18 protein-coding genes and 1 riboswitch are annotated in these 25,684 nt (G+C 71.0%); of the genes, 7 read left to right on the forward strand and 11 right to left on the reverse strand.

What is annotated here, in order from left to right; genetic code table 11:
- Positions 1-103 precede the first annotated feature (103 nt).
- Both H577_RS0111290 and glyA read right to left on the reverse strand, forming a co-directional pair.
- Positions 104-985, reverse strand: coding sequence for a bifunctional methylenetetrahydrofolate dehydrogenase/methenyltetrahydrofolate cyclohydrolase (locus H577_RS0111290; RefSeq protein WP_029146038.1), 882 nt, complete (start codon positions 983-985; stop codon positions 104-106).
- A gap of 239 nt (positions 986-1,224) precedes the next feature.
- Positions 1,225-2,499: a serine hydroxymethyltransferase gene (gene glyA, locus H577_RS0111295; RefSeq protein WP_029146039.1), complete on the reverse strand. Its 1,275-nt coding sequence runs from the start codon at positions 2,497-2,499 to the stop codon at positions 1,225-1,227.
- A 57-nt stretch (positions 2,500-2,556) separates the two neighbouring features.
- Positions 2,557-2,639: riboswitch (ZMP/ZTP riboswitch) on the reverse strand.
- Between the two features lie 236 nt (positions 2,640-2,875).
- On the opposite strand from glyA, the gene H577_RS0111300 reads away from it, so the two are divergent.
- The 5 genes from H577_RS0111300 (at position 2,876) to H577_RS0111320 (ending at position 10,475) form a co-directional block, all read left to right on the forward strand.
- Entirely contained in the window at positions 2,876-4,591 is a 1,716-nt protein-coding gene (locus H577_RS0111300) for a beta-N-acetylhexosaminidase (protein ID WP_051191982.1), read from the forward strand.
- Positions 4,588-5,733 carry an N-acetylglucosamine-6-phosphate deacetylase gene (gene nagA, locus H577_RS0111305; protein ID WP_029146041.1) on the forward strand — a complete coding sequence of 382 codons (1,146 nt, stop codon included), beginning with the start codon at positions 4,588-4,590 and terminating at the stop codon, positions 5,731-5,733. Before H577_RS0111300 ends, nagA begins: the two co-directional genes overlap by 4 nt.
- A 652-nt stretch (positions 5,734-6,385) precedes the next feature.
- The gene (locus H577_RS17090; RefSeq protein ID WP_051191983.1) at positions 6,386-8,647 is read left to right on the forward strand and encodes a sigma-70 family RNA polymerase sigma factor; all 2,262 of its coding nucleotides are present in this window, start codon (positions 6,386-6,388) and stop codon (positions 8,645-8,647) included.
- Between the two features lie 53 nt (positions 8,648-8,700).
- On the forward strand, positions 8,701-9,075 hold the full coding sequence (locus tag H577_RS0111315; RefSeq protein ID WP_029146042.1) for a YrdB family protein: 375 nt from the start codon (positions 8,701-8,703) through the stop codon (positions 9,073-9,075).
- 38 nt (positions 9,076-9,113) lie between these two features.
- Positions 9,114-10,475 (forward strand): FAD-binding oxidoreductase, encoded by a 1,362-nt coding sequence (locus tag H577_RS0111320; RefSeq protein ID WP_029146043.1) that lies wholly within the window; start codon positions 9,114-9,116, stop codon positions 10,473-10,475.
- A gap of 107 nt (positions 10,476-10,582) precedes the next feature.
- Here H577_RS0111320 and H577_RS0111325 read toward each other — a convergent pair whose 3' ends face one another.
- The 6 genes from H577_RS0111325 to H577_RS0111350 all read right to left on the reverse strand — a co-directional run bounded on the left by H577_RS0111325 (position 10,583) and on the right by H577_RS0111350 (position 16,868).
- A complete protein-coding gene (locus H577_RS0111325) occupies positions 10,583-11,362 on the reverse strand; it encodes a glucosamine-6-phosphate deaminase (protein ID WP_029146044.1) in 780 nt (259 codons plus the stop codon).
- On the reverse strand, positions 11,355-12,290 hold the full coding sequence (locus tag H577_RS0111330; RefSeq protein WP_029146045.1) for an ROK family protein: 936 nt from the start codon (positions 12,288-12,290) through the stop codon (positions 11,355-11,357). Before H577_RS0111330 ends, H577_RS0111325 begins: the two co-directional genes overlap by 8 nt.
- Positions 12,291-12,333: 43 nt before the next feature.
- Positions 12,334-13,230: a carbohydrate ABC transporter permease gene (locus H577_RS0111335; RefSeq protein WP_211217926.1), complete on the reverse strand. Its 897-nt coding sequence runs from the start codon at positions 13,228-13,230 to the stop codon at positions 12,334-12,336.
- Entirely contained in the window at positions 13,227-14,219 is a 993-nt protein-coding gene (locus H577_RS0111340) for a carbohydrate ABC transporter permease (RefSeq protein WP_029146047.1), read from the reverse strand. The genes H577_RS0111335 and H577_RS0111340 overlap by 4 nt, the downstream gene beginning before the upstream one ends.
- A gap of 23 nt (positions 14,220-14,242) precedes the next feature.
- Positions 14,243-15,571: an extracellular solute-binding protein gene (locus H577_RS0111345; protein WP_029146048.1), complete on the reverse strand. Its 1,329-nt coding sequence runs from the start codon at positions 15,569-15,571 to the stop codon at positions 14,243-14,245.
- Positions 15,572-15,677: 106 nt separating this feature from the next.
- Positions 15,678-16,868: an ROK family transcriptional regulator gene (locus H577_RS0111350; RefSeq protein WP_029146049.1), complete on the reverse strand. Its 1,191-nt coding sequence runs from the start codon at positions 16,866-16,868 to the stop codon at positions 15,678-15,680.
- A 229-nt stretch (positions 16,869-17,097) separates the two neighbouring features.
- On the opposite strand from H577_RS0111350, the gene H577_RS16290 reads away from it, so the two are divergent.
- Complete coding sequence (locus H577_RS16290) at positions 17,098-18,507, forward strand: L,D-transpeptidase (protein ID WP_156876639.1); 1,410 nt, start codon at positions 17,098-17,100, stop codon at positions 18,505-18,507.
- A 182-nt stretch (positions 18,508-18,689) separates the two neighbouring features.
- On the opposite strand, the gene H577_RS0111365 is transcribed toward H577_RS16290, so the two are convergent.
- Positions 18,690-20,909, reverse strand: coding sequence for an NADP-dependent isocitrate dehydrogenase (locus tag H577_RS0111365; protein WP_029146050.1), 2,220 nt, complete (start codon positions 20,907-20,909; stop codon positions 18,690-18,692).
- Positions 20,910-21,063: 154 nt separating this feature from the next.
- Between H577_RS0111365 and H577_RS0111370 the strand changes: the two genes are divergently transcribed.
- Positions 21,064-21,516 carry a GNAT family N-acetyltransferase gene (locus H577_RS0111370; protein WP_029146051.1) on the forward strand — a complete coding sequence of 151 codons (453 nt, stop codon included), beginning with the start codon at positions 21,064-21,066 and terminating at the stop codon, positions 21,514-21,516.
- A 342-nt stretch (positions 21,517-21,858) separates the two neighbouring features.
- Here the strand turns inward: H577_RS0111370 and H577_RS0111375 are convergent, their stop codons facing one another.
- Positions 21,859-23,670, reverse strand: coding sequence for an ABC transporter ATP-binding protein (locus tag H577_RS0111375; RefSeq protein ID WP_029146052.1), 1,812 nt, complete (start codon positions 23,668-23,670; stop codon positions 21,859-21,861).
- A complete protein-coding gene (locus H577_RS0111380; RefSeq protein ID WP_029146053.1) occupies positions 23,667-25,484 on the reverse strand; it encodes an ABC transporter ATP-binding protein in 1,818 nt (605 codons plus the stop codon). The genes H577_RS0111375 and H577_RS0111380 overlap by 4 nt, the downstream gene beginning before the upstream one ends.
- Positions 25,485-25,684: the final 200 nt, after the last annotated feature.

Genomic DNA, 25,684 nt, shown 5'->3' on the forward strand with positions numbered 1-25,684 from the left:
CGTCAGAAGCACTTTCGCGGGCCGTCGCCCGGCTCGAGCGCCCGTCGCCGACCTCGCAGACCGAGCGGGCCGCCGCCCGACCCGGGCGGGACGTCGCGGGGCTTCAGCCGGCCGAGCGTTCGGCGGCCTCGATGACGTTGGTCATCAGCAGGGCGACCGTCATCGGGCCGACCCCGCCAGGGTTCGGAGACAGCCACCCGGCGACCTCGGCCACGGCCGGGTCGACGTCTCCGAACACCCGCCGCTTGCCGGTGACGGGGTCGGTCTCGCGCGTGACCCCGACATCCAGCACCGCGGCACCGGGCTTGACGTCCTCGGCGCGCACGATGTGCTTGACCCCCGCCGCGGCCACGATCACATCGGCCTGTCGCAGGTACGAGGGCAGATCGACGGTGCCGGTGTGCGTGAGCGTGACGGTCGCGTTGATCTCGCGACGGGTCAGCAGCAGCCCGATCGACCGGCCGATCGTGACCCCGCGCCCGACGACGACGACGTGCTTGCCCTTCAGGTCGTAGTCGTTGCGCAGCAGCAACTCGATCACCCCGCGCGGCGTGCACGGCAGCGGCGTGTCGATGGGTCCGTTCACGTTGAGCACGAGCCGGCCGAGGTTCGTCGGATGCAGCCCGTCGGCGTCTTTGGCCGGGTCGATCCGCTCCAGGATCGCATCGGTGTCCAGATGCTTCGGCAGCGGCAGCTGCACGATGTAGCCGTGGCAGGCCGGATCGGCGTTGAGCCGGTCGATCGCCGCCTCCACCTCGGCCTGCGTCGCCGTAGCGGGCAGCTCGACGTGGATCGAGTTCATCCCCACCTGCTCGGACTGACGGTGTTTCATCCCCACGTACAGCTGCGACGCGGGATCCGCGCCCACCAGCACCGTCGCGATGCCCGGGGTGACCCCTCGCTCCTTCAGCGCGGCGACCCGCTCGGCCAGCTCCGCCTTGATCGCCGCCGCGGCGGCCTTGCCGTCCAGCATCCGTGCCGTCATCGTCTGCTCCCTCATCGAATCGTCACCGTGTCGAATCATGCCCGAGAATCGGCATCCCGGTCGAGAATGCACGCATCGCAGCGATTCTCGACCGCGATCGCGATTCTCGCCGACATGGCCCGGGCTGCCGGGCCGCGGACCGCAGCCGCGCGCACGGCCGCAGACCGCAGCCACGCGCACCGCTGCGGGGGTGGATGCCGCAGCCCGCGCGATCGCGAAAGCCTTCGGCATCCGTCGGGCTACTGCTGCAGGTCGGGGTACAGCGGGAACGCAGCGGTCAGCGCCGCCACGCGGGTGCGCAGCGCCGCCACGTCCGCATCGGGCAGCAGCGCCTGCGCGATGATGTCGGCGACCTCGGTGAACTCGGCATCGCCGAACCCGCGCGTGGCCAGCGCCGGAGTGCCGATGCGCAGCCCCGAGGTGACCATCGGCGGCCGCGGGTCGTTCGGCACCGCGTTGCGGTTCACCGTGATGTGGATCTCGTGCAGCAGATCCTCGGCCTGCTTGCCGTCGATCGCGGCGTCGCGCAGGTCGACCAGCACCAGGTGCACGTCGGTGCCACCCGAGCGCACCGTGATGCCGGCATCCTTCACGTCCTGCTGCGACAGCCGGTCGGCGATGATCTTCGCCCCCGACAGCACCCGCTGCTGGCGCTCGGCGAACTCGGGCGTGCCGGCGATCTTGAACGCGGTCGCCTTCGCGGCGATCACGTGCATGAGCGGTCCGCCCTGCTGGCCGGGGAACACCGCCGAGTTGATCTTCTTGGCGATGTCGGCGTCGTTGGTGAGGATGAAGCCCGAGCGCGGCCCGCCGATCGTCTTGTGCACGGTCGACGAGACCACGTGCGCGTGCGGCACCGGGTTGGGGTGCAGCCCGGCGGCGACCAGTCCGGCGAAGTGCGCCATGTCGACCCAGAGGATGGCGCCCACCTCGTCGGCGATCGCGCGGAACGCGGCGAAGTCGAGCTGACGCGGATAGGCCGACCATCCGGCGATGATGACCTTCGGCTTGTGCTCGCGGGCCAGGCGCGCCACCTCGTCCATGTCGATGAGCGAGGTGGTGGCATCGACGCCGTACGCGACGATGTTGTACAGACGGCCCGAGAAGTTGATCTTCATGCCGTGCGTGAGGTGGCCACCCTGGTCGAGCGACAGGCCCAGCAGGGTGTCGCCGGGGCGCGCGATCGCGTGCAGCACGGCGGCGTTGGCGGTCGCCCCCGAGTGCGGCTGCACGTTCGCGTACTCGGCGCCGAACAGCTCCTTCGCGCGGGCGATCGCGAGCTCCTCGGCGACGTCGACCTCTTCGCAGCCCCCGTAGTAGCGGCGACCGGGGTACCCCTCGGCGTACTTGTTGGTGAGCACCGAGCCCTGCGACTGCAGCACGGAGACCGGCACGAAGTTCTCTGAGGCGATCATCTCGAGATAGCCGCGCTGTCGCTCGAGTTCGCGCTCGAGCACCTGCGCGATCTCGGGGTCGACCTCGGCGAGCGGGGCGTTGAAGTAGCGGTCGGTCATGACGGTCTCCTCGACTCGGCGGTCACAGAACTCTTCGAACTGAAGGAACAGGGATTCCACATCGGCCCAGGCGCGCGGTCGAATGCCGGTCGGTCGCTTCCCGGTGGTGACCCACCTCAACGCCAGTCGCGACATGTCCGAGCATAGCGGATGCCTCGGCCCACGCCGGGCGCACATGGTCGATCGACCGCGTGCCACCGCGCGCCCCTGTGTCTTCTTCCGCCGTTTTGTTAGTGTTCCTTACATCAAGCTTCGCGCCCGTCCGCGGTCGTCGACGCCCTGGCCGGTCAGGCACTGCTTCGACCGGCCGTCGGTACGATGCTCACGGCGTGCACGCCCGGCGCGCGCGAGCCCGATCCGAGCCGAGGAGCCCCCCATGCCCGCACTGGTCCCGTTGCCCGCGTCGATTCGCACGGATGCCTCGGCCGACGACTTTCTGCTCACCCCCGACGCCCGGCTCGTCGCCGACGACGACGCCCGGGCCACGGCCGAACTCGCCGTCGACGTGCTGCGCACCGCCACCGGGCTCACGCTCGCCGTCAGCGCGGGACCGGCCCGCGACGGCGACATCACGCTCCGGGTCATCGGCAGCGGCAGCACCGAGGCGTACGAGTTGCGGATCGAGGCGGACGGGGTGCGGATCTCGGGCGCCGACGAGGCCGGCCTCTTCTACGGCGTGCACACCCTCGCGCAGCTGCTGCGCCCGTCCGGCACCGCCGTCGCCCCCGGTGACACGGCCGACACGGGCACCGCCGCCACCCCCGGTGCCGCCGCCCCCGGCGACACGGGCAACACCGCCACCGCTGCAACCGGCGACACGGATGCCACCGCCACTGCCGCCCCCGGCGACACCGACGCCAGCGCGCCCACCACCGCACCCAGCCCCGCACCCACCTCCCCGGTCACCGCGCCGGCTGTGACGATCGCCGACGCCCCACGGTTCGCCTACCGCGGCGTGATGCTCGACGTCGCCCGTCACTTCTTCCCGGTCGAGACCGTGCTCGGCTACATCGACCGGGCCGCGGCCCTGAAGTTCAATGCCCTGCACCTGCACCTGAGCGACGACCAGGGCTGGCGCATCCAGATCGACTCCCGCCCCGAGCTGACCGCGCGCGCGTCGGGCACCGCGATCGGCGGCGACGCCGGCGGGTATTACACGAAGGCCGACTATGCGCGCATCGTCGCGCACGCGGCATCCCGCCACATGATCGTCGTGCCCGAGATCGACGGACCCAGCCACACGCACGCGGTCGGCCTCGCCTACCCTGAGCTGGCCGAGCCCGTCGTGCTCTCGGACGCCGTGCTCGACACGGTGCGCACGTTCGGCGGCGGCATGCCCACCGCGGGCGAGCCGTACCAGGGGCTGGCGGTCGGGTTCTCGTCACTGAAGACGAGGGATGCCGCGACCTACGCGTTCCTGCAGGATGTCTACGGCGAGCTGGCCGAACTGACGCCGGGGCCGTACCTGCACGTCGGCGGCGACGAGGCGCACGGCACCGACCCGGCCGACTTCGCCGAGTACATGCGGCGGGTGACCGCGCTGGTGGCCGGTCTCGGCAAGACGCCGATCGCCTGGCACGAGGCCGGCACGGCCGACGATCTGGCGCCGTCGACGATCGGCCAGTACTGGGGCTACGTCGCGCCCACCGACGGCGCCGACGAGAAGGCACGCACGTTCGTGCGCGCCGGCTCGAAGCTCATCCTCTCGCCGGCCGACGCGATCTACCTCGACCAGAAGTACGACGCCGACACCGCACTCGGCCTCACCTGGGCGAACGGCCCCACCAGCGTGCACGACGCGTACGCGTGGGATCCCGCCGCGGTCGTGGCCGGCGCAGGCGAGGACGCGATCCTCGGCATCGAGGCGCCGCTGTGGGCCGAGACGATGCGCACCGCCGCCGACATCGACACCCTCGCCTTCCCGCGCATCGCCGCGGCCGCCGAGATCGCCTGGTCGGCGGCCCCCGGCCCCGACGCCCCCGAGCGCACCTGGGACTCGTTCCGTGAACGGGTGGGCGCCCTCTCACCGCTGTGGACCCGCGCGGGCATCGCGTTCTTCCGCTCACCCGAGATCGCCTGGGCCGACCGGTGAGCGTCGACCGCGTCATCCATTCGGCCGCGCTCGTCGACGACGGGGTCGTCACCGAGGATGCCTGGGTGGCGTTCGACGGCGGCCGGGTGCTGGGCCGCGGCACCGGCGACGGGTGGCGTGCCCTCGCACCCCGTGCCGCCGACGACGCGGACGGCGGGTGGCTGACCCCCGGCTTCATCGACATCCACGGGCACGGCGGCGGGGGCGCCGCGTACGACGACGGGCCCGACGCGATCACGACCGCGCGTGCCGTGCACCGCGCGCACGGCACCACCCGGGCGGTGCTCTCGCTGGTCACCGCCGACCTCGACCGGTTGGCCGAGCGTGCCGCGACCGTCGCGCGGCTGACCGCGACCGATCCGACGATCCTCGGCTCGCACCTGGAGGGCCCGTTCCTCGATGTCGGCCACAAGGGTGCGCACACCCCGTCGCTGCTGCGTGCGCCGGATGAGGCATCCGTCGATCGCCTGCTTCAGGCGGGCGCCGGCACCCTGCGACAGGTCACGCTCGCCCCCGAACTGCCCGGCGGCATGGCGGCGGTGCGACGCTTCGTCGCGGCCGGTGTCGCGGTCGCGGTGGGGCACACCGATGCCGACGAGCAGACCGCGCAGGCCGCGTTCGATGCCGGGGCGACGATCCTCACGCACGCGTTCAACGCCATGAACGGCATCCACCACCGCGCGCCCGGGCCGGTCGTGGCCGCGCTGAGCGATGAGCGGGTGCGGCTCGAGGTGATCGCCGACGGCACCCACGTGCATCCGGATGTGATCCGCCTGCTCGTCCAGGGTGCACCCGGTCGCATCGCGCTGATCACCGACGCGATGGCCGCCGCCGGCGCAGCGGACGGCGACTACGAGCTCGGCGGGCTCGCGGTGACCGTGCGCGACGGGGTCGCCCGGCTCGCGCAGGGCGATTCGATCGCCGGCTCCACGCTCACGCAGGACGCCGCGGTGCGACTGATGGTGCAGCGGGTCGGGATGCCACTGCCCGACGCGATCGCTGCGGCCACCGCCGTGCCGGCCGCGGCCATCGGCGTCGCCGACCGGTTCGGATCGCTTGCCGTCGGGTACGCCGCCGACGCGGTGCTGCTGGACGCGGACCTGACCGTGCGCCGGGTGTGGGTCGACGGCGACCCGGTCTGACCGGACACGCGGAGCCACGCAGGTCGACGGGGCACGCCGACCCCGCACACCGTGGCCCGCAGACGCTCGCTCGGCACGCCGAATTCGCGCACGCCGACTCGGGAACCGTGACCCGCGCACGCCGACTCGGGCACGGCGACTCGCGCACGCCGACCCGCGCGCTGACCAGCGCACGCCGATTCGGGCGCGCTGGCACAACCACGCTGACGGGGAACGCTGAACCGCGCCCGGCTCCGATGCAGCGACGGGGCCGGATGCCCTCCCCCAGTGGGCATCCGGCACCCGTCGCGTGCCGGTCGCGGGCGACGACCGACACCTGCAGACCATCCCCCCTCGGGACATGCAGGTATGCGACCGACGGTGCTCCCCAGTGCGTCCGTGTCGCCGACCGCCTTCGGGTGGCGGTCCCGCCGGTACGTCCCTCCCCAGGTCCGCACAGGCTCGTCTGTCCATGAGACGCGGGGATGCCGGGATCATGACGCCACTTCGCGGAAAAAGTCCCGCATGCTCCGAAATCACCGGCAGAACCCGAAAAACCACCGGCAGAACATGAAAAACCGGCGGTGGGGGTGGCATCCGTCGCCGCCGTCGACCACAATGAAAGACGCGCGGCTGCCCGAGCCGCCGCTTCGTCACGCGTCGGGGAGAGTCGATGAGAGGTCGCCGCACCGGCGAGCATCGCCGCGCGCTGCACGAGACGGCCGACGCCGATCTCGTCGAGCGATCGCGCGCGGGCGACGTCGACGCGTTCGGCGAACTGTGGCGGCGACACTACCGTTCGGGCATCGCCGTCGCCCGGTCGGTGACCGACTCGCTCGACCCCGACGACCTCGTGCAAGAGGCGTACACCCGCATCTTCCGCTCGATCCAGCGCGGCGGCGGACCGACCGGCTCGTTCCGCGCCTACCTGTTCAGCAGCATCCGCAACACGGCTGCCGGCTGGGGCCGCGCCCGCACCGAGGGCGCGATCGACGAGCTCGACAGCGTTCCCGACCCGGCCACCGACGAGCAGGCCGTGAGCGACGCGCTCGACCGGGGCCTGACCCATCAGGCGTTCCGCAGCCTGCCCACGCGGTGGCAGGAGGTGCTCTGGTACTGCGAGATCGAGCAGATGAAGCCGGCCGAGATCGCGCCGTTGCTGGGAATGAAGGCCAACGCGGTCGCCCAGCTCGCGGTGCGGGCGCGCGAGGGGTTGCGGCAGGCGTGGGTCCAGGCGCATCTGCGATCGGTGGCCGACGGATCGCCGTGCCAGTGGACGATCGAGCGGCTGGGCGCGTATTCCCGAGGTGGGCTCGGCAAGCGCGACCGGGCCAAGGTCGATCGCCACCTGCATGACTGCGCGCGCTGTGCGATCGTGGCGGCCGAGGCGAAGGATGTCTCGGACCGGCTCGCGCTCGTGCTGCTGCCGCTCGTGCTCGGCACCGGGGCGGCCGGCTACGCGACCTGGTTGCAGCTGGGCGCGCCGGTGACGGCGGTGGCCGCGATGCCGTCCGCTGTCGTGGAGGGGGCGGTCCTCGCCGGGATGCCGGGAGTGGCGGCCGCAGGTGCCGCCGGGGCCGGATCGGGCGGTGCGTTCGCCGGCGCGGCCGGATCGGGCGGTGCATCGTCGGGTACCGCACTGGCCGGGGCCGGTGCAGCCGGTTCGGGCGCTGCAGGGCCGGGCGGCACGGCCGCCGGCGCCGGGTCGGCCGGCACAGCCTCGGGCGGCGTGTTCGCCGGGGCCGGTGCGATGGCGGGACTGGCCACCGCGGGCGTGCTGGTGGCCGCCACCGTGGCGGTCGCGGCGGTCGTGATTCCCCGGGCACTCATGGACGCGCCGAGCGCGCCTACCGCCCAGCAACAGCAGCAGTACGGTGCCGCGCCGGCACCGGCACTGGGTGTCGCCGACGTCGAGGGCGACGGGTCGGCGCCGACCCCGGACCCGATCTTGCCGGGTACCCCGCCCGCCTCCCCGCCGGTGACGGATCCCGAGCCGCCCGTCGCCCATCCGGCGCCGCCGGCGACGGATGCCACTCCCCCGGCGACCGCCGAAGTCGCACCGCCGCCCGCTCCCTCGGGCCGGCCGGATCCGGCGCCGGCCCCCGGTGACCCCGGTGCAGACCCTGCGGATCCCGGCGCAACCGGCCCTGAGGACCCGGGCACGACAGAGCCGACCGACCCGACCGACCCCGGCACCCAGCCCGAAGTGCCGACCGACCCCGGCACGGATCCGACGGAGCCGACCGACCCCGGCACAACGGGCCCCAGCGACCCCGGCACGACAGCGCCGCCGGATGCCGGCACCGATCCGACCGACCCGGCCGACCCGGGCACAACGGAACCCACTGACCCCGGCACAGGCCCCGACGACCCGGGCACCGACCCCGACCCCGGCACGACGAACCCGGACCCCGGCCACCCGAGCGTGACAGACCCCGACAACCCTGAGCCGACCGACCCTGAGCCGACCGATCCCGGCGACCCGGGTGCGACAGACCCCACCAACCCTGAACCGACCGACCCCGGTAACCCCACCGACCCCGGGACGACCGACCCCGGGACGACCGACCCCGACCCCGGCACGACGGACCCCGGCACCACCGACCCCGCTCCGCCGGTGCAGGTGCCGCTGGCGTTCGGCGAGTCCGGCGGCGGGCTCGACGGTGCCACATGGGTGGTCTCGGTGACGATCACCGGCACTCCCGGTTCCGACGTCGTCGTCCGGCTCGGCGACCGCGGCCCGAGCACGATCTCGCTGAACTCCCAGGGCGTCGGGCACATCGAACTGCACCCCACCCTGGCCGAGATCCTGGACGATGCCGCCATCACGGTGAGCTACCCCGGCATCGACTCCTCGACGATCACCTCGTCGGTCCTGGCTCTGTCGGGCCTGTCTGCGGACCAGGCGCAGGCAGTGGCCGCCGAGAAGCCCTGACGGCCCGTCGCACACCGAGCATCCCGCCGCACGGCCCCGCGTAGACTGGACGCATGGCCTCCCCCGACCACGCCGCACCCGCCCCGGGCACGCGCGCGCCGCTGTCCGCGGTCGACCTCGTCGCGTTCCTGTGCGAGCTGTTCGCGTTCTTCACGCTCGCGTTCTGGGGCTTCGCCGGGTGGGTCTTCCCCTGGAACATCGTGTTCGGCGTCGGCCTGCCGGTCGTCGCGATCCTGCTGTGGGCGCTGTTCGTGTCGCCGCGCGCGGTGATCCGCGTGCATCCGTTCATCCGTGCGGTCGTCGAACTGCTCGTGTACGCGGCCGCGACGATCGCCTGGTGGGACATGGGTCAGGCCTGGATCGGCCTCGCCTTCGCCGTCGTCGCGGTCACCGCCGGAGTGATCGCCGGACGCCGTCGCCTCACCTGACCGCCGGCCGAAACCACCATGACCGACCCGAGCGCACCATGACCGACGTCCTCTCCCGGTTGCGCGCCGCGCTCGGCGATCGAGTCGACGCCTCCGAGACGGCGCGGCAGGCGGCCCGCGCCGACAAGTCGGGCCACGCGGCCGCAGGCACCCCGCTCGCGGTCGTGCACGCGGCATCCGTCGCCGACGTACAGCAGACGCTGCGCATCGCGAGCGAGACCGGCACCCCCGTGGTGCCCCGCGGCGCCGGAACCGGCCTGGCGGGCGGGGCGAACACCGGCGCCGGCGAGATCTCGCTGTCGCTGCGCGCGATGGACCGCATCCTCGAGGTGCGAGCCGACGACCTGCTCGCCGTCGTCGAGCCGGGCATCCTCAACGGCGATTTGAACGACGCACTCGCCGCGCACGGCCTGTGGTGGGCGCCCGACCCGGCCAGCCGCGCCATCTCGACCGTGGGCGGCAACATCGCCACCGGCGCCGGCGGTCTGCTGTGCGCGAAGTACGGGGTCGTGCGCGATGCGGTGCTGGGACTGGACGTCGTGCTCGCCGACGGTCGGCTGCTGCACCTGGGGCACCGCAGCGTCAAGGGCGTCACCGGGCTCGACCTGACGAGCCTGTTCATCGGCTCCGAGGGCGTGCTCGGCGTCGTCGTGGGTGCGACCCTCAAGCTGCGCCGGCTCGTGCCCGGCCAGGTGCACACCCTCACCGCCACGTTCCCCGACGTGCGCACCGCCGCCGCGGCGTCGGCCGCCGTCACGGCCGCAGGCATCCAGCCGTCGATCATGGAGTTGATGGATGCCACGTGCCTGGCCGCCGTGCACCGGCTGCTAGATCTGCCCGCGGCCGACCCGCACGCCGCGCAGCTGACGATCCAGACCGACGGCGCGGCATCCGCCGCCGAGGCCGCCGCGATCGCCGACGTGCTGCGCGCGCACGGCGGAACTGTGCAGGTGTCGGCCGACCGGGACGAGGGCGAGCGGCTGCTGCAGATCCGCCGGTCGATGCACCCGGCGATGGAGACCCTGGGAACCACCCTCATCGAGGACGTGTCGGTGCCGCGCAGCCGGCTGGCCGAGATGTTCGACGAGATCGCGCGCGTCGAGCGCGAGCACGGCGTGGTGATCCCGACGGTGGCGCACGCCGGCGACGGCAACCTGCACCCCAACTTCATCTTCGACGGACCCGAGGTGCCGGCCGCCATCTGGGATGCCGCGGACGACCTGTTCCACGCCGCACTGCGCCTGGGCGGCACCCTCACCGGCGAGCACGGCATCGGCGTGCTCAAGCGCCGGTGGCTGACCGACGAGCTCGGCGACGATCAGTGGCGGCTGCAGCGGCAGATCAAGGACGTGTTCGACCCGCAGGGCATCCTCAACCCGGGCAAGGTGTTCGCCCCGTAAGCGTGGCCGACACGGCCCAGCCCCGCGTGAGTACGGCCGTCGTGGCGGATGCCTCGGAGCGGGCGCTCGTGATACGCACGCGCGCGCTCACCCGCGCCTGACCTGGCCTACAGCCCCTGCCAGGCGGGCTTGTTCTCCCAGGTGTACCGGTAGTAGTCGGCGAAGCGCAGACGGGAGGCCGCGGCCTCGTCGACCACGACGCTCACGCGCGGGTGCAGCTGGATCGCCGATCCGGGCAGCGACGCGGTCACCGGCCCCTCGACGGCTCCGGCCACGGCCTCGGCCTTGCCCTCGCCGAATGCCAGCAGCACCAGGTGCCGCGCGCGCAGGATCGTGCCCAGCCCCTGCGTGATGCAGTGCATCGGCACCTGGTCGATCGAATCGAAGAACCGCGCGTTGTCGTGCCGGGTCTGCTCGGTGAGGGTCTTCACCCGCGTCGCCGACGCGAACGACGAGCCCGGCTCGTTGAACCCGATGTGCCCGTCGGTGCCGATGCCGAGGATCTGCAGCTCGACGCCGCCGGCGGCGGCGATCGCCCGCTCGTAGTCCGCGCCCGCGTGCTCGATGGTCGCCAGCGCCCCGTTCGGCACATGGATGCGCTCGGGGTCCAGCCCCAGCGGTTCGACCACCTCACGGCGGATGACATTGCGGTAGCTCTCGGGATGCCCGGGGTCGATGCCGACGTACTCGTCGAGCGCGAACCCGCGCACGCGTGACACGTCCACCCCGGCCAACCGCTCGCGCAGCGCCTGGTACACCGGCAGGGGCGTCGACCCGGTCGCCAGGCCCAGCACCACCTCGGGGTCGGCGGTGATCAGCGACACGATCTCGTCGGCGACGAGGGCGCCGGCGCTCGCGGCGTCGGGGACGATGACGACTTCAGCCATGGATCATGCTCTCCTGGGGGTGTTCGCGGTCACGGGCGGCACCGATCAGCGCCGCCCCGAAGGCTGCGGCGGCGGAGCCGGCGGGCAGCAGTTCCACGCGCTCGCGCAGGTGCAGCGAGCGCATGAAGGCGGATGCCTCGGCACTGGCGTCGAGTTCGGCCACGACACCGTTCCTGAGCCTATCGCCCAGCGCAGTGATCCCGCCGCCGAGCACGACCACGTCGACGTCGACGGTGAGCACGAGGATGCGCACGGCCGCCGCCACGCCGGCCATCAGGTCGCCGCGCAGCCGCCGGGCGGTGTGATCGCCCGCGTCGGCGGCATCCATCATGTCGCGCACCGGCAACGACGACGGCCGCTCCCAGCGGCGGGCGATCGACGCACCGCCCGCCAGCGCCTCGATGCAGCCGCGCTGCCCGCACTGACAGGGCGGGCCGTCGGGGTCGACCGAGATGTGCCCGACCTCGCCGGCGGTGCCGCGCGGCCCGCGCCACAGCCGCCCGTCGCGCACGATGCCGGCGGCCACCCCGGTGCCCAGATTGAGGTAGGCGAGCGTCTCGCCCTGTCGGCGGCGCAGCGCGTGGGCCCCGACGGCGGCGGCCTTCACGTCGTTCTCGACGGCGACCGCCACCCCCAGCCGCGGTTGCAGCCGCCCGGGCAGGTCGAGTTCGGCCACCCCGAGGTTGACCGCGTGCGTGACGTGGGCGGATCCGGGCACGACCTGGCCGGGCATGCCCACCCCGACCGAGCGGATCGGGTCGTCGCCTGGGCGCTCGCGTGCGAGCGCGCCGATGGCCTCGACGACCGTGGCGGTGACCCCGTCGGGCCCCCATCCGGTCGCCAGCCGCACCCGGCCGGTGATCGTCCCGGATTCGTCCACGGCGACGGCGTCGGTCTTGGTGCCGCCGACATCCAGCCCCACCCTCATCGGCCGCCCTCCCGACGGGAGGCGGCTGCTCGCGCGCGGCGCATCAGCCCTTGACCGCTCCCGCGGACATCCCGGTGACCAGGTGCCGCTGGATGATGAGGAAGAACACGACCACCGGCAACGAGAACAGCAGGGATGCCGCCATCTGACCCCCGTAGTCGACGGGCTGGTTCGGGATCGCGAACGACACCAGCCACACCGGCAGCGTGTACATCGTGGTGTCCTTCATGAACGTGTAGGCGAGGATGTACTCGTTCCACGCGGTGATGAACCCGAAGATGCTCGTCGAGATCAGGCCGGGGATCACCAGCGGGAACAGCACCTTCCACAGGATCGTCCAGGTGCCGGCCCCGTCCATCATGGCCGCCTCTTCGACCTCGACCGGGATGGTGACGAAGAATCCGCGCAGCGACCAGATCGAGAACGGCAGCACCGCGGCCACGTAGGCCAGGATCAGACCGATGTACTTGTTGAGCAGGCCGAGGTCGTTGAAGATCAGGAACTGCGGGATCAGCAGCGCCGCTCCCGGCAGCATCTGCACGGCGAGGATCAGCACCATGATCGTGCGCCGCCCGCGGAACCGGAACCGGCTGAGCGCCGCAGAGGCGAACAACGCGATGAGCATCGCGAACACGATCGCGCAGCCGACCACGATGATGCTGTTGCGCAGGTTCAGCAGGAAGTTCGTCTTGGTGACCGCGTTGATGAAGTTCTCGAGCGTGGGATGCATCGGCAGGAACTGCGGCGTCGGTGTCATCACGTCCGAGCGGGGCTTGAACGCGGTGATCAGCATCCAGTAGACGGGGAACACCCACACCACGCTGAACACGATGGCGATGACGTTCGCGCCGATGTGCGGCCGACGACGCCGGCGCGCGGGCCGGGCGGGCGCGGCGGTGCGGGTGGTGACCGCCTCGGTCTCGGTGACGGTGGCGCTCACAGGTCTTCTCCCGAGCGAAGCAGGCTTCGGATGTAGAAGCCGCTGATGATCATGAGCATCACGGTGGTGACCACCGCGATGGCGGCGCCGGTGCCGATCTTGAACTGGTTGAATGCCGTCAGGTAGGCCCAGATCCCGAGGGTGGCGGTGCCGTTGTCTGGGCCGCCCTGGGTGGTCAGCCAGATCTGGTTGAACACGTTGAAGTCCCAGATGATCGACAGCACGGTGATCAGCAGGAGGGTGGGTTTGAGGCTGTTCAGCACCACCGAGAAGTAGATGCGCCATTCCCCGGCGCCGTCGATGCGTGCCGCCTCGATGAGCGATCCGTCGATCTGGGTCTGGGCGGCATAGGTGGTCAGGGCGATGAACGGCACCGCCTGCCACACCACGAGCATCCAGATGTTGAACAGGGCCAGCGGCGTGCTGTTCCACCACGACAGGTCGGTGGTGTCGCCGAAGACATGCAGCTGCGCGAGCAGCCAGTTGATGACGCCGTAGCCGGGTTGGAACAGCCAGTTCCACACCTGTGCCGAGGCGACGTTCGGCATGCCCCAGGCGAAGATCAGCACGATCGTGACGATGTAGCGCATCGCCGTGCCGAGTTTGGTCATCAGCTGCGACACGCCGACCCCGATGATCAGACTCCCGCCGACCAGGGCCACCGTGAACACCAAGGTCAGGCCGGTCGAGGCCCAGAACTGCGGGTCGGTGAAGATGCGTGTGTACTGCTCGACCCCCACGCCGTGGTACTCGCCGGTGAACAGCGTCCGCTGATTGAAATCGGTGAACGATGTGTAGACCAGGAACACGATCGGCGCCACGATGAGCGCGAGGATCACGATCCCGGCGGGCGAGAGCAGCCACAGCGGGGCGAAACGCGACTGCTTGGAGAAATGGCGAGGGGGCTGGGGCCGCCGCCCGCCCGCCCGCGGGCGGGGGGCGGCGGCCACGCCCTCACCTGCGACGATCGTCGCGGGAGAGGTGCTCATGCTGTCTCTTCGTCAGAGGCGGATCACTGGTTCAGCGTGGAGTTGATCGTGTCGTCCCACGCCTTGGCGGCGTCGGCGGGCGACTTGGTGCCCGACGCGATCGACTGGAAGAACTGCTTGAAGCCGGGGTCCTCCAGCTGAGCCCAGTTGCCCGAGGCCGGGGTGGCCTTCGAGTTCTGCGCAGCCTGGAAGAACGCGGTCTGCAGCTCGGTCAGGTTCCCGCTGTCGACGGCCGCCTTCGACCCTTCGACGCTGTTGGGGATCCAGCCGTCCTTGACGACGTTGGTGTTCTGGATGTCGGGGCTGGCCGCGATCTTGACCCACACGCGGGCCAGATCCTGGTTCTTGCTCTTGGCGGCGATGCCCCAGTCCGAGCCGGCCAGCATCACCGGCTGGGTGCCCGAGGCGCCCGGCATGGCGAACGTGCCCAGGTCGGCGTCGGTGATCTTCGGGTTGGCCTTCTCGATCGCCCCGATCTCCCAGTTGTTGCCGATGATCGCGGACGCCTTGCCGTCGGCGAACACCTGGTCCTGGTCGGGCTTGTCGGTGTTCAGCGTCTGGCTGGCCTTCGACGAGTAGGTGTTCTGGAACTGCTTCCACGCCTCAAGACCCGACTGCGACTGGCTCGACGAGAACCCGCCGACCCACTTGCCGTCCTTCAGCGCGGCGATGTCCCCGCCGGCGTCCCACACCCACTGCATGGCCGCGTACCAGTACTGGCCGGGCAGGTAGAACGACGAGAAGTCCGCGGCGGAGTTCTTGGCCTTGACCTTCTCGAGCGCGGCCGTCAGCTCGTCGTACGTGGTGGGCGCGGCGGTGACCCCGGCATCCTTCCACATGGTCTTGTTGTAGATCACGGTGCGGGTCGCGCCGAACGACGGCACGGCGTACAGCTTGCCGTCGATCGTCGCCGGGTCGGCCAGGCCGGCCAGCCAGGTCTGCCCCTGCGCGAACGCGTCCTTGTACGCGGTCAGGTCGGCGAGCCCGCCGCTGGCGGCGAACGTCGAGACCTGGGTGTTGCCGATGTCGATGACGTCCGGCGGGGTGTCGGTGGCCAGCGCCGTGGTGATCTTGGTGGCGATGTCCTTCCACTGCTGCGTCTCGACCTTGACCTTGGCTCCGGTCTCGGCCTCGAACTTCGTGTTGATGGCCGCGATGGTGTCATCCGACAGGTCTCCGGTCATCGACCAGACGGTGAGCGTGCGGCCCGAGCCGTCGACCTTGCCGATGGTGCCGGGTGCCGACGAGTCGTCGCCACCCGTGCCACCGGTGCCGCCGCTCGAGCAGGCGCTCAGCGCCAGCGCGGCGGCGATGCCGGCGGCTCCGACCGCGACGATGCGTGATGTGCGCATTCTGTCTCTCTCCTTGTTCGGTTTCTCTTGGTGAGGTGGACAGGCCGGGTGGCCTATCCGGGGGGGTATTGCGGGTGTCTGCGACACGGCGCCGGTGACGCGGTGCCTATGACACCCCGAGCTGTCCGGACAGCACCATGACGGCGGCGCCGCGCAGCACGATGTCCTGGCCCTGCTCGGTCATCCGTACGCGGATGCCCTCGTGCACCTTCGCGAGGGTGCGGGTGCGCAGGGTGTCGGCCGCCGAGACGGCCAGGGGCCCGTCGAGCAGGTCGGCCGGGCCCGACAGCACGACCTCCGAGAGGTCGAGCGCGCCGACCACGGGCGCCAGGGCGATGCCCAGTCGCTCGCCCGCGTCGCGCAGCACGCCGGTGCGGGCGTCGTCGTCGGCGCCGGCCAGACGCGCGGTCAGCGACGGCACCGAGATCCAGGCTTCGAGGCATCCCACCTTGCCGCACGAGCACAGCGGACCGCCGTCGGTGGCGACGGTGACGTGGCCGATCTCTCCGGCGGCGAAGCGGCTGCCGACCATCGGGCGTCCGCCCGAGAGCAGCCCCGAGCCGACACCGCGGCCGACCTTGACGAGGATCACGTCGTCGCCGGCGCCGCCGAACGTGTACTCGGCGAGCACGGCGGCGTTCGCGTCGTTGGCGACCACGACCGGCACGCCGAGCGCGCGCCGCAGGGTGCCTTCGAGGTCGAAGCCGGTCAGACCGAGGTTGGGTGCGGTCAGCACCACGCCCGCGTCGTCGACGACACCCGGCGATCCAACACCGACACCGAGCACGGGCGCGTGCGAGTCGCGCACCAGGTCGGCGGCGAACGCGACGATGGTGCCGACCACGTCGCCGTCGGCGCCCGGGTGCGGGATCTCGCGGCGCACCACGATGGTGCCGTCGAGGGTCAGGATGCCACCGGCGAAGGTGTCGGGACCCGAAAGGTCGAGCGTGACGATGCGGTGGCCGCTGTGGTCGAGGTCGACGAGCATTGCGGGCTTGCCGGGCCGCGACACTTCGCGCACGCCCTTCTCGGCGACGAACCCGTCGGCGATGAGCTCGGCGATCAGGTCTGAGATGGTGACGCGGGTCAGCCCGGTCTCACGCGACAGGTCGGCGCGGCTCATCGCGCCGCGGTGGAACAGGGTCTGCAGCACCAGCGCGCGGTTGTGGGCACGGGCGTGCTCGGGCAGCACCTTGGCACCGTGGCGCGGGTGACGCAGCGGCGCGAGGGCGTACGGCACCGCGGCCGGTGCCGGTTCGGGAGAGGAAGGGCCGCGCCGCACTTCCGATGCAGACATGTTTGTTAGTAGACCTTACGAAAGGGTCGCATGCAAGCCGGTACCCGGGTTTTGCTCAGGGTCTTTACAAAAACGTTATCTTGCCGTGCGGCGTCGTCGTTCCCACCCGCCGCGCGACGACGAGCGGGTCGCGGCCGCCGCCGGGCTCCTGGCCCTCCTCCGCGCGCCTTTCCGTGTCGGCGCCGTCGCGTACCATGGATATCAGGGGAACACAAACGGGGGTGACGGCGTGCCAGAAACGCCAGATCGATCGAGCGCACCGCAGGACGGTGCGGCATACGCGTGGGCGCCTGCGCCCGCGCGCACGCGACGACGCCGTCTGGGACTGTGGATCGGCACGCCGCTGGCCCTCGTGCTCGTCGCACTGGTCGCGGCATCCCTCGTGCTCATCGCCCCCGGCACCGCCGTCGCCGGCGTGCAGGTCGGCGGCATGATGCCGGGTGCGGCGGCCGCGGCGATCCAGTCGCACCTCGACCAGACGCGCATCGAACTGCGCGGCGAGGGCATCGACGCGACCCTCAGCGGCGCGCAGCTGGGCGCGAAGGTCGACGCACGGGCGCTGGCCGACAGCGCGTTCCGCGAGCACCCGATGTGGAACCTGGGAGCCTGGTTCTCGGGCACCCGCCCCGCCCCGGTCACCGTCGATGCGGCGACCGCCGACGCGGCGCTGCGCAAGGTCGCGCCCGGCCTGTACCGCGACGCCACCGACGCGACGGTGCGATTCGACGCGGCATCGGGCACCTACGTGACCACGCCGGCGGCCGACGGCACCCGGGTCGATCTCGCCGCGATCACCACCGCGTTGCAGGACGCGTTCGCGCAGGGGATCCAGACGGTGCCCGTCTCGGCCGCGCAGGTGCCGGCGGCGCCGGCGATCAGCACCGAGACCGCGGTGGCCACGGCGAAAACGCTCAACGGGATGCTGCCGAAGCTCGGCTTCTACGTCGGCGACGAGCGCACCGTGCCGGTCGACGCGAAGACCGCGTCGACCTGGCTGACGGTGACCGCGCACGACGGTGACCTGACGATCTCGGCCGACCAGGCCGCGATCCAGAAGGTCGTCGACACCCTGGCGACGAAGGTCGACCGCAAGCCGCAGAACGGCACCGCCATCACGAACACCGCCGGCAAGGTGCTGCACTACGAGGTCGAGACGCTCGACGGCCGCGTGCTCGGCGACACCTCGGGCATCGCCGCGGCGTTCGCCGCGCAGCTGGCCAAGGGCGACGCCGTGTACACGCTGCCGGTGACGGTGACCGCGGCGAAGACCACGAAGATCACCCGCACCGCCGTGGTCGACCTCAGCGAACAGCGGGCGTACTTCTACCAGAACGGCACGCTCGTGCACAGCTACCTGGTCTCGACCGGCGACGCGAACCACGCCACCCCGACCGGGCACTTCACGGTGTTCGCGAAGGTCGCCAAGCAAGACATGGGGTGCTTCCCCGGCGCGGAGTACTGCACGAAGGACGTGCCGTGGGTGACGTACTTCGCGCCGAACGTCGGCTTCCACGGCACCTACTGGCACAACAACTTCGGGCACGTGATGAGTCACGGCTGCGTGAACATGCCGATCGACATCGCCAAGTGGGTGTACGACTGGGCGCCGTACGGCATGCAGGTCACCGTCCAGCACTGACCGGACCGCCACACGCCCACACCGTCGGTGTGCGGCAGCCGTCACCGGCTATAGCGCCCGCCACCACCCCGGACGTGCTCCGGCGCTCGTGCCACACCGCAGCGCACACGTGCGACACCGCAGCGCACACACGAGGGGGCGGATGCCACAGCATCCGCCCCCTCGTCGCGTGTCTGCGACGATCAGCCGAGGCCGTCGATGATGGCGTTCAGCGTGGCCGAGGGGCGCATCACCTGCGCCACCCGCTCACCGTCGGGACGGTAGTACCCGCCGATGTCGACGGGGTGGCCCTGCACCGCCAACAGCTCGTCGACGATGGTCTGCTCGTTCTCGGCGAGCGCGGCGGCCACCGGCCCGAACGCCGCCGCCAGGTCGGCGTCGTCGGCCTGGGCGGCCAGCTCCTGCGCCCAGTACAGCGCGAGGTAGAAGTGGCTGCCGCGGTTGTCGATCGTGCCGAGCTTGCGGCCCGGGGACTTGTCGTTCTCGAGGAACGTGCCGGTCGCCCGGTCGAGGGTGTCGGCGAGCACCTGGGCCTTCGCGTTGCCGGTCACGTGCGCGTAGTGCTCGAACGATGCGGCCAGGGCGAAGAACTCCCCCAGCGAGTCCCAGCGCAGGTAGTCCTCGGCCAGCAGCTGCTGCACGTGCTTGGGGGCCGAGCCGCCGGCGCCGGTCTCGAACAGCCCGCCGCCGGCCAGCAGCGGCACGATCGAGAGCATCTTGGCGCTGGTGCCCACCTCGAGGATCGGGAACAGGTCGGTGAGGTAGTCGCGCAGCACGTTGCCGGTCACCGAGATGGTGTCCAGCCCCTGGCGCATGCGCGCCAGTGAGTACCGCGCCGCCTCGGCCGGCGGCAGGATCGTCGTGGTGACGCCCGTGGTGTCGAGCTTGCCGAGGTAGGTGGCGACCTTCGCGATCAGCTGGGCGTCGTGGGCGCGGTTCGCGTCGAGCCAGAACACGGCGGGCACGCCGGTGGCCTTCGCGCGGCTGACGGCGAGCTTGACCCAGTCCCGCACCGGGATGTCTCTGGTCTGGGTGGCGCGCCAGATGTCACCGGGGGCGACCTCGTGCTCGATGAGCACCTCGCCCTCGGAGTCGACGATCTGCACCCGGCCCGCGGCCTGGATCTCGAACGTCTTGTCGTGGCTGCCGTACTCCTCGGCCGCCTGCGCCATCAGCCCGACGTTGGGCACCGTGCCGATCGTGGCCGGGTCGAGCGGCCCGTTCGCGATCACGTCGTCGATCACGGCCTGGTACACGCCGGCGTACGACGAGTCCGGAATGACGGCGAGGGTGTCGTCCTCTCCCCCGTCGGCCCCCCACAGCTTGCCGCCGTTGCGGATCAGCGCGGGCATCGAGGCATCCACGATCACATCGCTGGGCACGTGCAGGTTGGTGATGCCCTTGTCGCTGTTCACGTACGACAGCCGGGGCCCGCGGTCCAGGTCGGCGGTGATGGCCTCGGCGATCTGCGCGCCGCCGTCGACCTTGTCGAGCCCGGCGAGGATCGCGCCGAGGCCGTTGTCGGGGCTGAGGCCCGCCTCGGCGAGGGCGTCGCCGTAGCGGGCGAACACGTCGGGGAAGTACGCCTTGACCACGTGGCCGAAGATGATCGGGTCGCTGACCTTCATCATCGTGGCCTTCAGGTGCACCGAGTACAGCACGTCCTCGGCGGCCGCGGTCGCCAACGTCTCGGCGAGGAACGCGTCCAGGGCCGCGGCCGACAGGAACGTGGCATCCACGATCTCACCGGTGAGCACCTTCAGCCCGTCTTTGAGCACCGTGACCGTGCCGTCGCCGGCGACGTGCTGGATGGTGAGCACGTCGTCGTTCGGGATGACGACCGACTTCTCGTTGCTCTTGAAATCGTCGTGCCCCATCGTCGCGACGCGGGTCTTCGATCCGGCGGGGAACGGCTTGTTGACGTGCGGGTGCTTGCGGGCGTAGTTCTTCACCGACAGGGGTGCGCGCCGGTCGCTGTTGCCCTGGCGCAGCACCGGGTTGACCGCCGACCCCTTGATGCGGTCGTACCGGGCGCGGACGTCTTTGTCTGCGACCGTGGTCGGCTCGTCGGGGTAGTCGGGGATGTCATAGCCCTTGCCCTGCAGCTCGGCGATCGCCGCCTTCAGCTGCGGGATGGATGCCGAGATGTTGGGCAGTTTGATGATGTTCGCCTCGGGCAGGGTGGCCAGACCCCCCAGTTCGGCGAGCGCGTCACCGACCTGCTGCTCGGGCGTGAGGTTCTGCGGGAACGCGGCCAGGATGCGTCCGGCGAGCGAGATGTCGCGGGTGGCGACGTCGACGCCGGCGGTGCCGGCGACCGCCCGCACGATGGGGAGGAAGGATGCCGTGGCCAGCGCCGGCGCCTCGTCTGTGTAGGTGTAGATGATGGTGGAGTCGGTCACCGCTCGCCTCTTCGTTCTGTTGCGTCGACAGGGGTCTTCTCAGCTTATCGCGTGCGCCAAAATATCTTGATATCGAGATATCTCGGGGCGATCGTCGGGTTTGGTCCGGCGCCGGGGCGTGTGCGGTGTCGGCAAATGCCGTTACTCTGGCGTTATGGGTGACCTGCGACTGGTGGAACTGTCCGCGTCGACGATCGTCGCGGTCAACAACTTCTCACTGAAGCCGGGGCAAGAGGAGTTCCTCTCGCCGGTGAGCTACGGGATCGCCGCGACGGTCGTCAATCCGAACACCTCGTGGCAACGCGTCGTGGTCGACGGCGACGAGGTCGTGGGCTTCATCAGCGCGAACTTCGACCCCGAGTTCCCGCAGGAGTACTTCCGCTCGGTGCTGTGGCGCATCAATGTGGATGCCGACGAGCAGGGCCGCGGCGTCGGGCGTTTCGCCGTCGAGGGGTTGCTCGACGAGGCCCGCAGGCGCGGCATGGACCACGTGAACGTGATCTACGAGGCCGGCAGCGGCGGCCCGGCGAAGTTCTTCGAGCGCGTCGGATTCACCCCGGTGGGTGAGACCGAGTACGGCGAGGTCGTCGCCGAGATCAAGCTCTGACGCCTCGCCCGCGCCCGCCACCACCCGGCACCGCGCCGTGCTCCCGCGCCGCGCCCCTTCACCGCGCCGCGCGCCCTCATCGCGCTCGGCACCACCCGTGACGCGTTACGCGCGCCTCACCGCGCTCGCCACCGCCCCTCGCCGCGCTCCCCGCCACCCTGACGCCTCGCACCGCGCTCGGCCCCACCCCTCACCGCGAGAGATCATCTGACGGACGAGAGCGCGGGTATTCCCCACACCCTCGTCCGTCCGTTGTTCTTTCGCGGAGTTCTCGTTCTCTCGCGGGGTCTCTCGCGGAGTTCTCGTTCTCTCGCCGAGGTCTCTCGCGGATCGGGGTGGCGCTCAGACCAGCGACTCGCGCCAGGCGGCGTGCAGCTGGGCGAACTTGCCCGTGCCCGCGATCAGCGCGGCGGGGGCGTCATCCTCGATGATGCGGCCGTGCTCCATCACCAGCACCCGGTCGGCGATCGCCACGGTCGACAGCCGGTGCGCGATGATGATCGCGGTGCGGTCGGCCAGCAGCGTCTGCAGCGCCTCCTGCACCTGCCGCTCGCTCGGGATGTCGAGCGATGCGGTCGCCTCGTCCAGGATGAGCACCGCCGGGTTCGCCAGGAACGCGCGCGCGAACGAGATCAGCTGCCGCTGCCCCGCCGACACGCGGCCGCCGCGCTTGTTCACGTCGGTGTCGTACCCGTCCGGCAACGCCTGGATGAAGGCATCCGCCCCCACCGCCCGGGCTGCGGCACGGATCTCGTCGAGCGAGGCGTCGGGCTTGCCCAGCGCGATGTTGTCGGCGACCGTGCCGCTGAACAGGTAGGCCTCCTGGGTGACCATGACGATGGCGCGTCGCAGATCTTTCGGGTGCAGCTCGCGCAGGTCGACGCCGTCCAGCAGCACGGCGCCGCGCGTCGGGTCGTAGAACCGCGACACCAGCTTGGCGAGGGTGGACTTGCCCGCACCGGTCGTGCCGACCAGCGCCACGGTCTGTCCGGCGGGGATGTCGAGCGTGAAGTCGGGCAGCACCGTCTTGCCGGCGCCGTACGAGAACTCGACGCCGTCGAAGCGGATGCCGCCGCGCGCCTCCCACAAATCCACCGGCTTCACCGGGTCGGGCACGCTCGGTTCCTCTTCGAGCACGCCCGACACCTTCTCGAGGGCCGCCGAAGCGGACTGGTAGGAGTTCAGGAACGTCGCGACGTCTTCGAGCGGGCTGAAGAAGTTGCGGATGTACATCACGGCGGCCAGGAGCGACCCGATGAGAAGTCCACCGTCGACGACGCGGAACGCCCCCCACAGCAGCACGGCGGCCATGGTGACGTTCGAGATCAGGATCAGGGCCGGCTCGAACGTGCCGAACAGTCGCACCAGTCTCAGGTTGACGCGTCGGTACTCGTCCGACACCTCGCCGAACTCGACGTCGTTGCGCTTCTCTTTGCGGAACGCCTTGACGGCACGGATGCCGGTCATCGTCTCGACGAACTGCACGATCACCTTGGCGCTGACCACCCGCGAGCGCCGGTAGCCGCGCTGCGACTCGATGTAGAACCAGCGCATCAGCACCGCCAGCGGAATCGCCATCGCCAGCAGCACCAGACCGCTTCGCCAGTCGAGCAGGAACAGCATGATCAGCGTGAACACGCCGTACAGCGCGCCCTGCACCAGCTGGGTCAGCCCGCCGTCGAGCAGTTCGCGGATCGAGTCCAGGTCGCTGGTCTGCCGCGAGATGATCCGGCCCGACGTGTACGTCTCGTGGAACTCCAGGCTCAACCGCTGGGTGTGCCGGAAGATCCGGGTGCGCAGATCGAGCAGGATCGTCTGCGTGATCCGCGCCGACAGCACCACGAACCAGCCCATGAGCGCCGCGCCCAGGCCGCCGGTGGCGATGTACAGCGCGGTGATGCCGAACGCGGGCGCCCAGTCCGCGGCATCCACCGCCCGCGGCAGCGCCACGTTGATGCCGTAGGCGATGAGCGTCGGGCCGACCACACGCAGCAGCGTCGAGACCACGATGACCACGGCGCCGAGGATCACCAGCGGCAGCATCGGCTTCATCAGTGAGAACAGCAGCCGCACCGAACGCTGCCGGATGGCCCGGCTCTCGGTCTTGGTGTAATCGTTGCGGTCTTCACCGCGGGTGCCGGTGACGGTGCTCACAGGTTCACCTCCATCTCTCGCTGACGCAGATCGTCGGCCTCGAGGCTCGAGATCACGAATCGGTAGTGGGCGCTGGTGCGCAGCAGTTCGCTGTGGGTGCCCACCGCGGTGATGCGACCGTGCTCGAGCACCGCCACCCGGTCGGCGAGCGCGACCGTGGACGGGCGGTGCGCGACGATGAGCGCGGTCGTGGTGGCCAGCACGCGCCGCAGCGCCGCCTCGACGAGCGCCTCGGTGTCGACGTCGAGTGCCGACAGCGGGTCGTCGAGCACGAGCACGGCGGGCTTGGCGGCGACCGCCCGCGCCAGGGCGAGCCGCTGACGCTGCCCGCCCGACAGGCTCAGCCCCTCTTCACCGACGCGGGTGTCGACCCCCTCGGGCAGTTCGTAGGCGAAGTGGGCCTGGGCGATCTCGAGCGCCTCGTCGAGCACGGACTGCGCCTCGGGGCTCGAGACGTCGAGGTCGTCACGGCCGAGCAGCACGTTCTCACGCACCGTCGTCGAGAACAGCGTGGCGTCTTCGAACGCCATCGAGATGTGCCGGCGCAGCTCCTCCAGTCGCAGGTCGCGCACGTCGACGCCGTCCAGCTCCACCGCTCCCGCGGTCACGTCGTACAGCCGCGTGGGCAGGGTGGTCAGCGTGGTCTTGCCCGAGCCGGTGAGCCCGACCAGCGCCATCGTCTCGCCGGGCTCGAGCTCGAGGTCGATGCCGTCCAGCAGATCCGGTTCGTCGGCTGCGGCATCCTGATACCTGAAATGCGCGTCCCGGAACGTGAGGCGTCCGCGCGGCTCGGCGATGGTGGCAGGATGCTCCGGGTCGACGATGGTGTTCTGCTCGTCGAACACCTCGAAGACGCGGTCGGTGGCGGTGCGGGTGTCGACGAGGAACGAGAACAGGAACCCGAGCGACTCGAGCGGCCACCGCAGCGCCGTGGCCATCGCGAAGAACGCGAACAGCTCGCCCACGCTCAGCTGGCCGAGGCTGGCCAGCCAGATGCCCAGCAGCAGGCAGACCGCGAACGCGACGGCCGGCACGATGTCGAGCCAGAACCACAGCTGGCCGTCCTGGCCGGCCTTGCGCAGTTCGGTGACCCGCAGGCTCTCGGCCTGCCGTTCGAACTTCTGCAGCGCGTGCTTTCCGCGGCCGAACGCCTTGAGCACCCGGATGCCGTGCACGCTCTCCTCCACCGCGGTGGCCAGGTCGCCGGCCTGATCCTGGCTCTTGCGCGAGAGCGCACCGTAGGTCTGCTCGAAGCGGTATCCGAAGTACCACAGCGGGATGGAGATGATGATGAACGCGGTGCCCAGGGCCCAGTGCCACCGGAACAGCAGCAGCGCACCCAGCACGATCGTCAGCACGTTCACCACGAGCAGGATGAGCCCGAACGACAACCACCGGCGGATGCGGCCGATGTCCTGCATCATGCGGCTGAGCAGCTGCCCGGACTGCCACTTGTCGTGGAATGCGACCGGAAGCCGCTGCAGCCGCACGTAGAAGTTCTGGCGGATCTCGTACTCGACGCGGGTGCCGGGGGTGAGCACGAACGCGCGACGGGCGTACACGAAGACGGCTTCGAGGATGCCGAGGACCAGCACGCCGACGCAGGCCCAGACGATCTGGCCGGAATCGCCGGAGGCGATCGGGCCGTCGACGGCGGCCTGCAGCACGAGCGGGATGACGAGGGTCATCACGGCGGCGCCGAGGGCGGTGAGCAGCCCGCCGATCAGGCGCGGCAGCACGGGTTTGACGAACGGGTAGAGGCGCCACAGGGCGCGGGGAGTGGACAGGCGGCGTGGTGAAGGCGTGGAAGTCATGATCCTTGTGGGAAGAGGGGTGACGGAAGGCGCCCTGGTGCGGGCGATACGGCGTGCAGGGCGCCGCGCGGGCGGCGGCCGGTCGTGGGCGGGTCTCGACGGCTCTCGACGGAGCGCGACGGTCGGGGAAGCGGCGACCTATCCCTCGGCGGCGAGCCCGGCCAGCCCGGCGATCGGGCGGAGGACGACCGGCTTGACGT

This window comes from Microbacterium luticocti DSM 19459, assembly GCF_000422405.1.
Taxonomy (GTDB): Bacteria; Actinomycetota; Actinomycetes; order Actinomycetales; family Microbacteriaceae; genus Microbacterium; species Microbacterium luticocti.

Bases quoted from the DNA above. Each gene is read 5' to 3' on its own strand.
- H577_RS0111315 (WP_029146042.1), top strand. From the start codon at position 8,701: ATGGCCTCCCCCGACCACGCCGCACCCGCCCCGGGCACGCGCGCGCCG.
- H577_RS0111340 (WP_029146047.1), bottom strand. From the start codon at position 14,219: ATGAGCACCTCTCCCGCGACGATCGTCGCAGGTGAGGGCGTGGCCGCC.
- H577_RS0111325 (WP_029146044.1), bottom strand. From the start codon at position 11,362: ATGGCTGAAGTCGTCATCGTCCCCGACGCCGCGAGCGCCGGCGCCCTC.
- H577_RS0111345 (WP_029146048.1), bottom strand. From the start codon at position 15,571: ATGCGCACATCACGCATCGTCGCGGTCGGAGCCGCCGGCATCGCCGCC.
- H577_RS0111370 (WP_029146051.1), top strand. From the start codon at position 21,064: ATGGGTGACCTGCGACTGGTGGAACTGTCCGCGTCGACGATCGTCGCG.
- H577_RS0111350 (WP_029146049.1), bottom strand. From the start codon at position 16,868: ATGTCTGCATCGGAAGTGCGGCGCGGCCCTTCCTCTCCCGAACCGGCA.
- H577_RS0111290 (WP_029146038.1), bottom strand. From the start codon at position 985: ATGACGGCACGGATGCTGGACGGCAAGGCCGCCGCGGCGGCGATCAAG.
- H577_RS17090 (WP_051191983.1), top strand. From the start codon at position 6,386: ATGAGAGGTCGCCGCACCGGCGAGCATCGCCGCGCGCTGCACGAGACG.
- H577_RS0111380 (WP_029146053.1), bottom strand. From the start codon at position 25,484: ATGACTTCCACGCCTTCACCACGCCGCCTGTCCACTCCCCGCGCCCTG.
- H577_RS0111320 (WP_029146043.1), top strand. From the start codon at position 9,114: ATGACCGACGTCCTCTCCCGGTTGCGCGCCGCGCTCGGCGATCGAGTC.
- glyA (WP_029146039.1), bottom strand. From the start codon at position 2,499: ATGACCGACCGCTACTTCAACGCCCCGCTCGCCGAGGTCGACCCCGAG.
- H577_RS0111300 (WP_051191982.1), top strand. From the start codon at position 2,876: ATGCCCGCACTGGTCCCGTTGCCCGCGTCGATTCGCACGGATGCCTCG.
- H577_RS0111330 (WP_029146045.1), bottom strand. From the start codon at position 12,290: ATGAGGGTGGGGCTGGATGTCGGCGGCACCAAGACCGACGCCGTCGCC.